Below are 14,936 nucleotides of genomic sequence, written 5' to 3' on the forward strand. Positions count from 1 at the left end.
CAGTTTCGGAGGTTCTGCATTAATGAACATTAAAATATCGAGCTTCAGGATGAGAAACGACGATCGCTGAAACAGATGCTTCAGGTTCCATCATAAATCCTTCTGTTAGATGGATGCCGATTTTTTCAGGCTGAAGCAGCTTGAACAGCTTTTCTTGGTCTTCAAGATTTGGACAAGCGGGATAACCAAAGGAATAGCGCTGCCCTTGATATTTCGCTTGGAATCGTTTTTCCATTGTGAAATCGACTGGGTCAGGGAAGCCCCATTTGTCACGAATCACTTGGTGGGTTCTTTCGGCTAATCCTTCTGCAAGCTCAAGTGCTAGAGCTTGAACTGCATGCATTTTTAAATAATCTCCTTCTTGCTTAAATTGCTGCGCGACTTCACGTATACGCGCACCAGCTGTAACGGCAAATAAAGCAATATAATCTTTCTCCTTTTCACCGCTTCCCCGCACATAATCAGAAATGGAGCGGTACGGAAGCTTCTCCTGTCTTGGAAATTGGAATGTTTCAATGATACGGTTAGGCACTTCGGGATCATAAATATGCAGATCATTTCCGTTTGAACTAGCAGGATAAAATTGATAGACAAACGCTGGGGCAAACCAGTTTTTTTCTCTACCTTCGTTTAGAAGATCTGTGACAAGCTGCTTTAATTCCAATGCTTTTGGATGCTGTTCGGCCAACAGCTTTTTGACCTTTCCTTTTAATCCAAGGTGGTGGCCGATGAGCATTTGTTCATTCACATAAGGCATAATGTGGTGCAGGTCGATATTTCTTACATAATGACGTGCCGTATTTTCCGGCGTGAAAATAGGTGCCTCAGGGAGTGCCACACGTTTTTCTAGTAATTCAATGACAGCTTGTGGCTGCTTTGTTTCTTTCTCTTTGACAGGTGCCACAGACTCTTCATCGGGCTTTATTTGAAACTGAAAAGGATTTGCTTTTAACTCATTGGCTAAAGATAAGCCGTCCATCGCATCTTTTGCGTAAAGGACCGGTCCGTCATAATGAGGCGAAATCTTCATTTTCGTAAATTTACGAGAAAGTGCAGCGCCGCCGACCAAAATGGGCACGGAAATATTCGCTTTTTGTAAATCCTGAGCGGTGAGTACCATTTGCTGGGCTGACTTCACAAGTAATCCTGATAATCCAATCATATCGGGCTTTTCCTTTTGCACAGCTTCGATCAATGTTTGTGGTGTCACCTTAATCCCGAGGTCGACCACGTGAAAGCCGTTATTGCTCAAAATGATGTCGACAAGGTTTTTCCCAATATCATGGACATCTCCTTTTACAGTGGCAAGTAGAATCTTACCTTTCCCGCTTGCATGCTGCTTTTCCATATATTGCTCGAGATACGATACAGATGCCTTCATGACCTCTGCCGATTGAAGTACTTCCGCCACAATCAGTTCGTTTTGATTGAAAAGACGTCCAACCTCAGCCATTCCCTGCATTAACGGACCATTGATGATATGAAGTGGTGATTCAAATTGCTCTAGAGCAAGGGATAAATCATCGATAAGACCTTCTTTTGTTCCTTCGACGACGTAGAGTGCTAGCCTTTCATCAAGTGATAAGGAGACCTTTGGTTTTTTCACCGTTTTCTTTTTGCCGCGGTAAAATTGGGTGAACTCAGCAAGGGTTTGATCATTTGTTTCATAGAGCAACGTTTCGGCGAGCTTGATTTCTTCCTTTGGAATAGAAGCGAAGCGTTCAAGTTTTTCTGTATTCACAATGGCGTAGTCAAGTCCTGCTTGGACGCAGTGATACAAGTAGACGGCATTCAAGATTTCTCTCCCAAGAGGCGGGAGTCCAAAAGACACGTTGCTGATGCCTAAAATCGTCAAGCACTCAGGCAGGTTTTCCTTGATCATCTTGATGCCTTTGATCGTTTCTTCGGCAGCGCCAATATACTGCTCGTCTCCAGTGCCTACTGGAAAGACAAGTGGATCAAAAATGATGTCACTTGCGGGAATGCCATATTTCTTCGTTAATAGATCATGAGAGCGTACCGCAATCTCCAGCTTTCGTTCTGCTGTTACGGCCATCCCTGTTTCATCGATCGTGCCGACAACAAGTGCACCGCCGTACAGCTTCACAAGTGGAAGAATTTCTTCGAAGCGTTCTTCGCCATCCTCAAGGTTAATGGAATTGATGATGGCTTTCCCTTGGGAATATGTGAGCGCCTTTTCGATCACGTGTTTATCCGTTGAATCAATGACAAAAGGGGCTTTGACTTTTTTCATAGCCTCTTGTAAAAAGCCTTCCATGTCAGCCGCCTCCTCGCGATCTGGATCAGCGAGACACACATCAATCACGTGAGCGCCGTTTTTTACCTGTGCACGAGCAATTTCTGATGCTTCTTCAAACTTTTGTTCCGCAATGAGTCGTTTGAATTTGCGTGAACCAATCACGTTGGTCCGTTCTCCTACAAAAAGAGGGCGCATTGATTCCTCATATATCAGGGGCTCAATTCCTGATACGGTATGCTGAGACGATTCATGCGCAATGTGACGCGGCTGAATCATTCGTACTTCATCTGACAATGCCTGTATATGTGCAGGTGTTGTTCCGCAGCAGCCGCCAACAATATTTAACCAGCCTTCCTTGGCAAAGGCGGAAATTTTTTTAGCAAGTGAAGCAGGGGATTCATGATATTGACCTTCTTCATCTGGTAGACCAGCATTTGGATAGCAGCTAACTGCTGACTTGGCGATGGAGGAGAGCGTGCGGATATGGTCTGTCATGAATTCAGGACCCGTCGCACAGTTCAGGCCGACACTCATTGGTTTCATATGCTCAAGAGAGATATAAAAGGCTTCAATATCCTGACCAGCGAGGGTAGTGCCCATCGGTTCAATCGTACCTGATACCATAAGAGGCAACTCAATACCTGTCTGCTGGAAGGCTTCCTGAATGCCTTTGAAACCAGCTTTTACATTCAGCATGTCTTGACTTGTTTCTAAAAGAAGGGCATCACATTTGCCATCAATCAAGGCGCGGGCCTGCTCTTCATAGTTTCTGACGAGCTCATCGAAGGTTGTGCCGCCTGTCACAGATAATGTTTTCGTAGTGGGACCCATCGCGCCTACAACAAATCGGGGCTGCTCCGGCGTGGAGAAACGGTCAGCTTCGTCCTTTGCCAGCTGGGCAGCCCGTATATTGAGTTCATAGGCAAGGTGGCCAAGCCCGTATTCGTCAAGGACGAGCTTTGTAGCCCCGAACGTATTTGTTTCAATGAGGTCGGCGCTTGCCTCAAGGTATTCTCTATGAATCGCGCGGATGGTGTGAGGGGCTGTCACATTCAAATACTCGTTACAGCCCTCATACTCTTCTCCGCCAAAGTCTTCTGCTGTGAGATTGGCATTTTGAATCATGGTCCCCATTGCACCATCAAGGACGAGGATGCGTTTCTTAAGCTGTTCAGTGATAGTTGACATGGGTGTTTGACTCCTTTTCTTTCTGATGAATGTAGGTGGTTAGTTCTGCTGTTAAGTCTGATCGAAGGAAAGGGGTAATTAAATAAATGCCGTTAAACAATTCGCAGGCTGTATCTAATAAAGAGCGGGCAATCGCTAAGCCTTCTGCTCGCTGCTTCTCTTTATCCTCACCAGCCTTGGCCATAATGTCACGAATGGAATCAGATAATTTGATGCCTGGAATTTCATGGTGAATAAACTCCGCATTTCGGCTGCTTGTTAATGGCATAATGCCAATATAAATCGGTTTATCTAAATGACGGCTCTCCTCATGAATTTTCACAAGCTGTTCCTCAGAATAAACAGGCTGTGAAATAAAATAATCAGCACCGTATTCAATTTTTTTCTCAAGACGTTTGACCGCTTTATCAATGTGACGAACATTCGGATTAAACGCGCCAGCTACTGAAAAATTGGTCTTTTTGCCAAGGGGCTTCCCTGAGAAAGAAAGGCCTTCGTTAAACTGCTTAATCAGCCGAATCAAATCAAAGGAGGTTAAATCATACACAGACGTTGCCCCGGGGAAATCTCCAATCTTAGAAGGGTCGCCTGTAATGGCTAAAATATCAGTTAAACCAAGGGTGTCAAGACCCATCAAATGGGATTGAAGCCCAATCAAATTACGATCACGGCATGTGATATGGACGAGTGAACGCATATCAAGCTGCTGTTTCAATAAAGCGCCGCAAGCCACATTGCTAATGCGCGGAGTCGCAAGAGAATTATCAGCCAATGTCAAGGCATCAATACCTGCATTCTTTAATTCATTTGCTGCGACGAGGAATTTTTCGAAGTTCAGCTTCTTCGGCGGATCAAGCTCTACAATAATCGTCCGTTTTTTCGTAGCGAGCTCATCAAGACCTGGTTCAGTCCGCTGATCTTGAATCGAAATGATTTCTTCTTTTAATACTTTTACTTCTTTTTCAGTGATCGGGGCTAAATCCTTGACCGCTTCAGCCATTGCGTGAATATGCTGAGGCGTTGTTCCGCAGCACCCGCCGATAATACGTGCGCCTTGATTTCTAAATTCAAGTGCACTTTTTCGAAAATAATCGTTATCTGTATCATAGACGAGTCTGCCTTCTTCAAGAGAGGGAAGACTGCTGTTAGGATAGACTGATAAGTGGGAATTTTCTAAAATTGGAACACCTTCGAGTGCCTGAATCATATGATAAGGGCCCAGCCGGCAGTTGATGCCAACGACGTCTGCGCCAAGAGAGGACAATTCAGATAAACCATCCTTGAGCGGTGTTCCATCCTGCAACACACCTTGTTCATGCATGGAGACGTTCATGACAATCGGGAGAGTCGTTTCTTTTCGTGCAATTTGGAGAACGGCCTTCGCTTCTTCCATGTCATAATACGTTTCTAGCAATAATCCATCGGGCTGCTCATTTAATAGAATGTATAGCTGTTCCCTAAAGCTTCGTTTAATTTCTTCAATCGTATAGGCATTTTTGTTAAACGTTCGAATGCCGCCGATCGTTCCAAGGACATAAGCAGAGCCTGCGGCTGCTTTTGCGATTTGCACCGCCTTTGTATTGATACGCTTTGTTTCTTCCTCTAAGCCGTAGCGGGATAGTTTAATATAATTTGCGCCATACGTATTTGTTTGAATGATGTCCGCACCAGCCTGCACATATGCTTCGTGTACGCGCCTTACTTCATCTTCTTTCGATAAATTTAATTCTTCAAAGCAGCGGTCAATGCCGTAAGAGTATAAAAGTGTTCCCATTGCACCGTCAGCAATCAGTACGCGGTTTTGTAAGTCTTGTAATAGGCCCATTGGTTTCCTCCTTATTTTTATGTAACAAAAAAAGCCTTCTGATAAGAAGAAGACTTTTTGGCTGTATCGTAATTCTTCTTCTTATCTTCCAAGCAGTTGCTTGCTGGATTTAGCACCTTGGTCATAGAAAATATATTTCTACTACACCGGTTGCTGAGGCTTCACAGGGCCAGTCCCTCTGCCTCTCTTGATAAGAAAGCGATATGAACATGTCAATAAATTGAACTTCCATCCACTGTATCGAAAAAACCGGAAATAATCAATGGAAAATTTGAAATTTATCGAAAATTTATAAATTGAACGTCAATCGGTAAATCTGCCTTGAGCATAAGAGAAATAACCTCTTGTAAATCATCTTTATTTTTTCCTATTACACGCACTTGGTCATCTTGAAACTGTGACTTCACTTTGATGCCGGATTGCTTAATGAGTGCATTGATCTTTTTGGCGTTGTCTTGATCAATTCCGCTGATCAGCTTCGCACGCTGGCGTACGGTTCCGCCAAGGGCATGCTCGGTTTTTCCGTAGTCGATGTTTTTAGTTGGAACATTTCGTTTGATCAGCTTCGACACAAGTACATCTTTTAGCTGCTCAAGCTTAAAGTCATCATCAGAGATGAGCACAAGCTCTTCTTTTTCAAGAGAAATATCACTTTTACTTCCTTTAAAATCATAACGGTTTTTAATTTCCTTCAGCGCTGCTTGAACGGCGTTTTGCACCTCTGGCAGTTCAACCTTCGATACAATGTCAAATGAGCTTTCTTTTGCCATAACACATGACCTCCATGGATAGATATTGCGTCTATTTTATCATGCAACGTGGAGAAGAAGAAACTTTATCGAAGAGACGAGTCAAAGAGTTCTGCTGGCAGCGGTATAAATCGCGTTCGGTTTGACCACTTTAGCTAACATAACTAGAGATGTTCATGTGAGGAGAAGTATAGTAGAATAAAGTGAATCAAAAGATGAACGAACGCTCTTTTATGAGCAGATAGGAAGGAAGAGAACATGAGACCAGGTGAGCAACTGACCTTGCAAATAGAGAACGAAATGGAATACGGTTACTTTTTGACAGATGGTGAAGATTCTGTCCTCTTGCACCGCAGTGAAATGACAGAAGATATTGGTGACCAAGATGAAGTAGAGGTCTACTTATACGTAGATCATGAAGAAAGGCTAGCTGCGACGATGAAAATACCGACAATCAATGCGCATACATATGGCTGGGTAGAAGTCGTAGACGTCCTAGAAGACATGGGCGCATTTGTGGATGTTGGGCTGTCAAAGGATGCACTTGTTGCAACAGAACACCTTCCGCCTTTCGAGGAAGCATGGCCGAAAAAAGGAGACAAACTTTACTGTATGCTGAAAGTCACAAGCTACGGCAGAATGTTCGCAAAGCCAGCCACTGAAGATGTGATCAGTGAATTGTTTACTGAAGCACCCGAAACCTTAATGAACAAAGAAATCACTGGTACGATTTATCGCTTAATTGCGACAGGCTCTTTTATGCTGACAGATACAGGCGTGCGAGGGTTTATCCACCGTACGGAACGAAAGGAAGAGCCAAGATTAGGATCGACCGTGACAGGACGCGTCATTGCAGTGAAAGAGGATGGAACCGTGAATGTTTCTCTGCTTCCTAGAAAACAGGAAGCGTTATCTGTCGATGCAGAAGAAATCTTAACCTATATGAGAACGAGAAATGGTGCTATGCCTTATGGAGACAAAAGTGATCCAGAAGACATCCGCGAACGATTCCAAATGAGCAAGGCAGCCTTTAAACGAGCATTAGGTCATTTGATGAAAAACGGCCTAGTTTACCAAAAAGAGGGCTGGACATACGAGAAAAAGTGAGCAGCGTGAAAGAGAACCCTAACCTCATGGGTTTTCATATCACACTGAAATGAAGAAAAAGGGATAAAATCATCATGGTTTTATCCCTTTTTTTATATTTGTGATAAATAATGGGTTTTTTTAGTGAAAAAAGTCATGAAAAAAGCTGAAAAACCTTCACTTAATCATTGAAACAACGCCTCTCAAATCCGATAAGAAAGGAGTAAGGATGATAAAAGGAGTGTGTGTTTGGATGAAAGTTAAAATTTCATTGCTTCTGTTGGCAGCCGTGCTTATGGTGCTCGCCGCATGCAGCAATCAACAAGGGAAACCACCAGCATCAAATGCGAAGCATATTGGCGTTATGCTCACAGATGATGGTCTTGGTGATCAATCATTTAACGATTCATCGTTTAAAGGATTAGAAAAAGCACGTGATGACCTAGGCATTGAATTTGATTATAGAGAAATTGCAGAAACCGATACATATGAAAAAGGACTGACCGAGCTTGTAAAAGCTGGCAATGATCTCGTCATCGGGGTAGGCTTTAGTATGCAAGAAGACTTAGAAAAAGTCGCAAAGAAATATCCGAAGAAGCACTTTTTGCTCATCGATGCCGTATCTGAGCTGAAAAATGTGACCTCCGTGACGTTTAAAGAAGAGCAAGGCAGCTATTTAGCGGGCGCACTTGCTGCAATGACAACGAAAAGTGATGTCATTGGATTTGTTGGCGGTGTCGATGCGGAGTTGATCCATCGTTTTGAAAAAGGGTTCCAAAAAGGCGCCAAATCAGTGAATCCGAACATCAAGATCTTATCCACCTATGCTAATACGTTTAGTGATGCGGACAAAGGCAGTAAAATAGCCAAAGGCATGATCAAAAAGAAAGCAGACGTTTTATATGCCGCAGCTGGCTATACAGGTGTCGGTGTATTAAAAGAAGCGCAAGCGCAGGGCAAATATGCCATTGGTGTAGATAGTGATCAGTACTACACCGCTGAAAAAGCGGTGATTTCGTCCATGGTAAAAAAAGTCGATGAAGTGGTCTATCAATTCAGCGAACAGCTCGTCAAGAGCAATCAAATCAAAAATGGGCATGTTATTTACGACTTAAGCAATGACGGAATCGATATGGCAAGAATTCGGGTGCTCAAAGATGCTGAAACATTGACCAAAAAAGTAAATGAACTGAAGCAGAAATTGCTAAAAGATGAGGGGGACGCATCATGAGCTTGCGCATCAAAATTTTACTCAACTCACTCGTCTCACTTCTTTTAGCAGTTGGCGTCATCGCCTTTATCATTGTCAGTATGACAAAGATCCAATCATCAAATGAAACAGAAGTTCAAACCTTATTAAATGTTCAAAAAACAAAGGCAAGCTTTGAAAGCGTCGAACAAACCATGACCAATTATTCAATGACACTTTCTGATGAACAGCTAGAGGTTGTTCAAACCGGTATTTCTACAGCAAAAAAACAACTGCAAACCTTAAACAAACATGCAGGAAATATAAATAAAGATGAATTAACAAGGTTAAATGCAAAATATGACACATGGACCAAAGAAGCAAATAATGCCATTGGTGAAAAAAACGCATCGGATACAAGACGGGTCGCTGCAAGAATTGATGGTGTTTTAAACGACATCCATACAATGAATAAAAGAGCAGAAGAAGCATATAAACAAAATCTAGAGAATACAGCGGATAATGTGCAATGGATCATCACAAGTGCACTCGTCGCAGCCCTCACACTGATTGTCATTGCTGTCTTTTTAAATATTGGATTAACAAGATCCATCGTGACACCGATTAAATCACTTTCCTACCGAGCGAAGCAGATCGCAGAAGGCAACCTTGCTGTCGAGCGACTGGATATTCAGCGTAAGGATGAAATCGGCGGCTTGAATGAATCCTTTAATCAAATGACAGATCAACTGATTAGTTTGATTAAAGAAATCAGTAATGTCTCAAATCAAGTAGAGACATTCTCGATCCAGTTAGATGATGAAAACAAAAAGCTGATGGAATCTGCAAATCAAGTATCTGTCTCGACAGACGAAATGGCAAATGGGTCACAAGCCATTTCAGAGGATCTCCAGCATGGCGTTAGCTTGATTGAAAAGATGGATCAGCATGGACGTAAAAATTCCGAACGTTCACAAACAGTCATCCAAAGTACAGAGGATGCGATAGAAGCAGTGGAAAGTGGAAAGCACACGTTAACAGAAACAAAAACGGCGATTGAAAAAAATACACATGCCACAAGGCAAATCGAGCAGTCGGCAGGAGAATTCACGCAATATGCTAGCGGAATCTCGGCTATGGCCAAAACAGTTTCTGACATTGCGGATCAGACAAACTTACTTTCGCTAAATGCGGCGATCGAAGCGGCAAGAGCAGGTGAGGCTGGAAAAGGCTTTGCCGTTGTAGCAGATGAAATTCGTAAGCTTGCCGACGAATCATCTAACGCTACAAGACAAATTTTTGATATGGTCAGTCATATTGAAAGAGGCATTCAATCCATTAGTCAAACTGTCAAAGAAGGAGTCAAGCTTTCACTTCAACAGCAGGATGCGATGGACAAAACCTCACACTCCTTTGAAGATATAGAAACAAAAGCACAGCACATTAAACAAGAAATGGCGGTCTTAAATGACCAAATTGTTCAATCAACAGAGCTTGGCGGACAAGTGCTCAACTCGATTGAAAATATTAGTGCGGTTGTAGAAGAAACAGCAGCTGGCAGTGAAGAAATTTCTGCCTCGGCCAATGAACAGCTGCAATCATTCCATCAAATGAACAAACAGGTAGAAGAACTGATGAGTATGACGGCAAGGTTAAATGAAACCGTCCACCGTTTTAAACTTTCATAAGTCATAAGAAAAGCACCCTTCCCGTGATGTGTCAGGGAAGGGTGCTTTTTATGATGGTTTGCCTGTAAAGAAGATGGCAAGCGTGCCTGGGCCTGAATGGGACCCAACAGCTGCGCCGACAATCTGAATATCAATTTCTTTTGGATGAAATTCGGCTTCAATCAATTGTCTCATGTCTTCTGCAAGTGCAGGATCATCACCATGACTAATGCCAACAGTTTGATTTGACCAATCCGTTCCACGTTCTTTCATCAGTTCAATAATGCGTTTCAACAGCTTTTTACGTCCGCGGATTTTCTCAAGGGGGATGAGCTTTCCATCCTCGACGTGTAAAATGGGCTTAATACTCAATAAACCGCCAACAAATGCGGACGCTTTACTAATTCTTCCGCCTCTTGCTAAATACGATAAATCGTCTACAGTAAAAATATGTTGTAAAGATTCGCAAAAATGCTTTACAGACGTTTCAATTTCTTGTATTGTATTTCCGTCAATGGCAAGTGATTGAGCGTGTTTGACAGCAAGCCCATAGCCGAGTGAAGCACATTTAGAATCAATGATTCGTAAATCAAAATCAGGGTATTCTTCCTTCACTTCGTTTGCCATCATCATAGCGGTTTGATATGTACCAGAAAGCTCTGATGAAAAGGCAACATAGATTGCAGATGTATGGGTTTGTGCGAGAGAAACAAAGGCTTCTTTGATTCGGTTTGGTGAAGCTTGTGACGTTTTTGGGCTGGCACCTTGTCTCATCGCATCAAATACTTGTTTTGGTTCAATGGTGACCAAATCTTCAAATTCCTGCTCGCCAAGCAATACACGGAGCGGAATAACCGTCATGTTATGTTCATCATAATAAGAAAGAGGCAGATCAGCAGCACTGTCTGCTATGATATGAACAGTCATCAAAATCCCTTCTTTCTAAAAAAATCAGCCATATTTTACAACTTTTTAGCCTAACTATATCACAGAAATCAACTTTTCGTGTTCAAATTCTAAATTTTAGGGAAAACCATAGAGAGAATGGTAAGTGGAGGAATGACAATATGTTCATCGGAGAAGCAAAAAAACTCATTGTCGTCGTCATTGGTGCACTGCTCAATGCGATTGGACTGAATTTATTTTTAATCCCAGCTGATGTATACGCGAGTGGGTTTACAGGGGTAGCCCAGCTGTTATCCAGCTTAATGGATCAATATGCGCCATTTTATGTATCCACAGGGATTCTATTATTTATTTTAAATATTCCAGTCGGCATTTTAGGCTGGATGAAAGTGGGCCGTTCCTTTACGTTTTACAGCATCATCAGTGTGGCTCTGACGACCATTTTCCTCGGCATCTTACCAGAAACGAGTGTTTCACATGATATTTTACTAAATGCTGTGTTTGGAGGCGTGATATCCGCAGTAGGGATTGGGATCACGCTCAAATTTGGGGCATCGACAGGCGGACTCGACATCATAGCCATGATCTTAGCGAAGTGGAAGGATAAACCAGTCGGCACGTATTTCTTCATTTTAAATGGTATCATCATTTTTACAGCAGGATTATTACAAGGTTGGGAGAAAGCATTATATACCCTTGTCACATTGTATGTGACCACAAGGGTCATTGATGCCATCCATACAAGACATGAGAAGCTGACCGCGATGATTGTGACGAAGAAGGCTGATGAAATCAAGGAAGCCATTTATGGAAAAATGGTCAGAGGTATTACGACTGTACCTGCAAAGGGAGCTTTTACCAATGAGCCAAAAGAAATGATGGTGATCGTCATTACAAGGTATGAGCTGTATGAACTTGAACAAATTATTAAAGAAGTCGATCCAAAAGCCTTTACAAATATTGTGCAAACAACTAATATTCTTGGATTTTTCAGACGAGATTAAAAGGTGGGTAGCGAATGAAAAAAGGGTTGGTGCTTCTCCTCGTTGTATTGATTTTAACCGCTTGTGGACAACAAAAAAAGGATGAACCAAACAAGGAGGTATCAGGTCAAATGGGAGAAAAAACGGTTGTACTCACAGTAGACCCCGTCCAGAAAGGTTCTTCGGTTCAATTTAACATGTCATTGAAAAATGAATCAGATCGAGATATTGAATTTACCTTTAACACAAGCCAGAAATTCGAACTCAGTGTGTATGATGAAAACGGAAATGAACAATACCGCTATTCAAAAGACCGTATGTTCACACACGCCATCCAATCATTTGTGCTGAAGAAAGGCGAAGCCTATGATTTTCAAGATACGTGGTCAAATGGTGTCAAGCCGGGAACGTATGAAGCGGTCGTCACATTTAAAGGAAAAGCAGAAGGGCTGAAGCAAATCACGGAAAAGAAAACGTTCCAAGTGAAATAAGTGCTTTCAGCTTCATGAGAATCAGAAAAAGCTGTCCAATGTTGGACAGCTTTTTTATGTTAGAGATCATCGAGCAAGTCTTGGAAGGTATGCAGCTGGTTTCTTTCTGCATCTGTCGAATTGGCAAATGCAGAAGATACGGCATTTTTGGCTCGTTTGACCGCCTGTTGACGCTCTAACCCAGATGAAAATGAAGAAGTAAGGGCTTCTTCAGTAAATGATTTGGCTTGATCAAAAAGTTCGTTTCTCACAATGAACCTCCAGAAGCATCAGTCTTCATATTTTCTCTGCCAGACGCTTCTTCAAGCGTAGAACGATAAGGAAAACGTGCGTCATGCAGACTGACTGAATCTTTACCTTGTTGTATAAAGCGTTTCGATTTGCTTCTTTTACCCATTCGGAATCCGCCCCTTTACACAAGCTGACAGGACAACCTGTCTAAAGGTAGTATGCCCGCTTCCTTCGGTTATGTATGAATGGAAAAATTAAAGGGAGAAGTAATTCGTTAGAAACTTTGCAATCCCATCTTGTTCGTTTGTATCTGTGATTTTCTTTGAAACACGTTTCACGGCATCGATTCCGTTGCCCATAGCCACACCGCATCCAGCAAATTCAAGCATTTCTAAATCATTGTCTTCATCTCCGAATGCCACAATCCGCTCCTGTGGAACGCCGTAATAATCACTGATCTTTTGCAGTCCAACGGCCTTGTTCATGCCTGTTTTAATGATCTCAATCACGTGCCACGGAGCAGCCCATCGCCTATGATCAATCACTTCTGCATGAACATCTGATAAATAGCTTCGAATGGCTCCGACGTCCTCTTCTTTTGCGTGAATTAACACGCTCGTCACATTCTCTCCAAGGTTGTCCCGAAGGTCTCCAACAGTGACTTTATTTGCATTCATATTAAATATATCAATGAGCTTCTCATCATGATAATGGAAATACAAATCGTCTAACACTTCAGCTAGCACATTATGCACTTTATACTCCTCACTAATGTCTACAAGCTGTTTAACGACTTGAAGATCAAGTGACGTATGAAATCTGCCCCATTTTTCATCAAGAGGATGATGGACAAACGCTCCATTAAAATTCACAATGGGTGAATCAAGCTGTAATTGCTGATAATAAGGAGAGCTGGAACGAAATGGCCGGCCGGTTGAAATACAGACATGATGCCCGCTGTCTTTCACTTTTTGAATGACGTCAAGTGTGTGTGTAGAGATGGTTTTATCATCTTTTAATAACGTGCCATCCAGGTCAAGTGCGATTAGGTAAGGTTTAGTCTCCATAAAATCTCCTTTGATCTGTAAGTGATAGGAGGCAGTTCGTGCGGCGCCTCTACCTATAGTGTATCTTTATCACATCTTTGTTGTCTACATGTTAAAATAAACAAAGACGGGAATGATAAAGGAGGATTCATAGGCAGTGATCACCATTGATGAGCAAATTGCGCGCGATATTCCATTTTTACATATCGTAAAAGCTGAAAATAAAGACAAACCGCTACCGCTTGTATTTTTTATACACGGATTTACAAGTGCACGCGAGCACAACTTACACTTCGCCTTTCATTTGGCGGAAAAAGGCATGAGAGTGATTTTGCCTGACTGTGCTTATCATGGTGTAAGATCAGAAAACCTCAGCTTAGAGGAACTGGCGTCAAGGTTCTGGGAAATTGTCTTGAACGAAATACGTGAAATCGATATACTCAAAACATACTTTGAAGAAAAACATTTGATTGAAGCCGATCTGATCGGTGTTGCAGGTACTTCCATGGGCGGCATCACGACCTTTGGTGCACTCGCCAAGCATGATTGGATTAAAGCGGCAGTTAGCTTGATGGGCAGTCCGAAATATACGACATTTCTACAAGCACAAATCATGAACATGCGGAACAAAGGGTTGATGAAAGAGATTACAGACGAAGAGGTTCATCAGCAATTAGACGTGCTGCGTCCTTATGATTTAACGCTGCAAACAGATCGATTAAACAAAAGACCACTGTTATTCTGGCATGCAGAAAATGATCCAGTTGTCCCTTACCGGCATGCAAAAGCTCTTTATGACGAGTTAGCAGCAACCCAATATAAAGAAGATCCGCACCTGATTCGTTTTATTACAGATGGACAGGCTGGCCATAAGGTCTCAAGACAAGCAATGTTTGAAACGATTGACTGGTTTGTGACACATCTGAAAAGCACAAACGTTTAGTCAAAAGAAAAAGTACGTTATACTAATGGAAAAGGAGTGGATATCATGGATGAAGCATTGAAAGAAAATATTTTAGGCGCCCTAGAACAGGTGATTGACCCTGAGCTGAATGTCGACATCGTCAACCTTGGACTTGTCTATGATGTCGATCTTGATGAGAATGGAAAAGCGGATATCACGATGACCTTAACATCAATGGGGTGTCCTCTTGCACCAGTAATCGTGGATGAAGTGAAAAAAGCATTAAGTGATCTTCCAGAAGTGAAAGAAACAGAAGTTCACATCGTATGGAATCCGCCTTGGACACGAGACAAAATGTCAAGATACGCAAAAATTGCGCTCGGTATTCAATAAGCACAAATGAAAATGCCT

General features: G+C 42.3%; 14 protein-coding genes and 1 riboswitch. Of the genes, 7 read left to right on the forward strand and 7 right to left on the reverse strand.

Annotated elements, in window-relative coordinates; translation table 11 throughout:
- Window positions 1-19 precede the first annotated feature (19 nt).
- The 3 genes from metH to MKY83_RS05415 all read right to left on the reverse strand — a co-directional run bounded on the left by metH (window position 20) and on the right by MKY83_RS05415 (window position 6,043).
- Complete coding sequence (metH, locus tag MKY83_RS05405; protein ID WP_106067191.1) at window positions 20-3,448, reverse strand: methionine synthase; 3,429 nt, start codon at window positions 3,446-3,448, stop codon at window positions 20-22.
- The gene (locus MKY83_RS05410) at window positions 3,432-5,273 is read right to left on the reverse strand and encodes a bifunctional homocysteine S-methyltransferase/methylenetetrahydrofolate reductase (RefSeq protein WP_044139898.1); all 1,842 of its coding nucleotides are present in this window, start codon (window positions 5,271-5,273) and stop codon (window positions 3,432-3,434) included. Before MKY83_RS05410 ends, metH begins: the two co-directional genes overlap by 17 nt.
- A 78-nt stretch (window positions 5,274-5,351) precedes the next feature.
- Window positions 5,352-5,470: riboswitch (SAM riboswitch) on the reverse strand.
- An 81-nt stretch (window positions 5,471-5,551) separates the two neighbouring features.
- Window positions 5,552-6,043 carry a YajQ family cyclic di-GMP-binding protein gene (locus MKY83_RS05415; RefSeq protein ID WP_268452847.1) on the reverse strand — a complete coding sequence of 164 codons (492 nt, stop codon included), beginning with the start codon at window positions 6,041-6,043 and terminating at the stop codon, window positions 5,552-5,554.
- A gap of 237 nt (window positions 6,044-6,280) precedes the next feature.
- Here MKY83_RS05415 and MKY83_RS05420 point away from each other — a divergent pair, with 237 nt between their 5' ends.
- The 3 genes from MKY83_RS05420 to MKY83_RS05430 all read left to right on the forward strand — a co-directional run bounded on the left by MKY83_RS05420 (window position 6,281) and on the right by MKY83_RS05430 (window position 9,985).
- Window positions 6,281-7,129: a S1 RNA-binding domain-containing protein gene (locus MKY83_RS05420; RefSeq protein ID WP_003212403.1), complete on the forward strand. Its 849-nt coding sequence runs from the start codon at window positions 6,281-6,283 to the stop codon at window positions 7,127-7,129.
- A 232-nt stretch (window positions 7,130-7,361) separates the two neighbouring features.
- Window positions 7,362-8,339, forward strand: coding sequence for a BMP family ABC transporter substrate-binding protein (locus MKY83_RS05425; RefSeq protein WP_278178571.1), 978 nt, complete (start codon window positions 7,362-7,364; stop codon window positions 8,337-8,339).
- A complete protein-coding gene (locus MKY83_RS05430) occupies window positions 8,336-9,985 on the forward strand; it encodes a methyl-accepting chemotaxis protein (RefSeq protein WP_268452844.1) in 1,650 nt (549 codons plus the stop codon). Before MKY83_RS05425 ends, MKY83_RS05430 begins: the two co-directional genes overlap by 4 nt.
- A gap of 48 nt (window positions 9,986-10,033) precedes the next feature.
- On the opposite strand, the gene MKY83_RS05435 is transcribed toward MKY83_RS05430, so the two are convergent.
- A complete protein-coding gene (locus MKY83_RS05435) occupies window positions 10,034-10,891 on the reverse strand; it encodes a DegV family protein (RefSeq protein WP_065098873.1) in 858 nt (285 codons plus the stop codon).
- Window positions 10,892-11,031: 140 nt separating this feature from the next.
- Between MKY83_RS05435 and MKY83_RS05440 the strand changes: the two genes are divergently transcribed.
- Together MKY83_RS05440 and MKY83_RS05445 are read left to right on the forward strand one after the other, a co-directional pair.
- Window positions 11,032-11,874 (forward strand): YitT family protein, encoded by an 843-nt coding sequence (locus MKY83_RS05440; RefSeq protein ID WP_003211320.1) that lies wholly within the window; start codon window positions 11,032-11,034, stop codon window positions 11,872-11,874.
- A gap of 14 nt (window positions 11,875-11,888) precedes the next feature.
- On the forward strand, window positions 11,889-12,344 hold the full coding sequence (locus tag MKY83_RS05445; protein WP_342488285.1) for a BsuPI-related putative proteinase inhibitor: 456 nt from the start codon (window positions 11,889-11,891) through the stop codon (window positions 12,342-12,344).
- A gap of 59 nt (window positions 12,345-12,403) precedes the next feature.
- Here MKY83_RS05445 and MKY83_RS05450 read toward each other — a convergent pair whose 3' ends face one another.
- The 3 genes from MKY83_RS05450 to MKY83_RS05460 all read right to left on the reverse strand — a co-directional run bounded on the left by MKY83_RS05450 (window position 12,404) and on the right by MKY83_RS05460 (window position 13,642).
- Window positions 12,404-12,595, reverse strand: a complete 192-nt coding sequence (locus tag MKY83_RS05450) for a DUF3813 domain-containing protein (RefSeq protein WP_024425070.1) — start codon at window positions 12,593-12,595, stop codon at window positions 12,404-12,406.
- Window positions 12,592-12,741, reverse strand: a complete 150-nt coding sequence (locus tag MKY83_RS05455; protein ID WP_060699564.1) for a hypothetical protein — start codon at window positions 12,739-12,741, stop codon at window positions 12,592-12,594. Before MKY83_RS05455 ends, MKY83_RS05450 begins: the two co-directional genes overlap by 4 nt.
- 88 nt (window positions 12,742-12,829) lie before the next feature.
- Window positions 12,830-13,642, reverse strand: a complete 813-nt coding sequence (locus MKY83_RS05460; RefSeq protein WP_065098872.1) for a Cof-type HAD-IIB family hydrolase — start codon at window positions 13,640-13,642, stop codon at window positions 12,830-12,832.
- Window positions 13,643-13,778: 136 nt separating this feature from the next.
- Between MKY83_RS05460 and MKY83_RS05465 the strand changes: the two genes are divergently transcribed.
- Together MKY83_RS05465 and MKY83_RS05470 are read left to right on the forward strand one after the other, a co-directional pair.
- Window positions 13,779-14,564, forward strand: coding sequence for a prolyl oligopeptidase family serine peptidase (locus MKY83_RS05465; protein ID WP_044139908.1), 786 nt, complete (start codon window positions 13,779-13,781; stop codon window positions 14,562-14,564).
- Between the two features lie 45 nt (window positions 14,565-14,609).
- On the forward strand, window positions 14,610-14,918 hold the full coding sequence (locus MKY83_RS05470; RefSeq protein ID WP_003211530.1) for a metal-sulfur cluster assembly factor: 309 nt from the start codon (window positions 14,610-14,612) through the stop codon (window positions 14,916-14,918).
- Window positions 14,919-14,936 lie beyond the last annotated feature (18 nt).

Source organism: Bacillus sp. FSL M8-0266 (assembly GCF_038613425.1).
Taxonomy (GTDB): Bacteria; Bacillota; Bacilli; order Bacillales; family Bacillaceae; genus Bacillus; species Bacillus pumilus.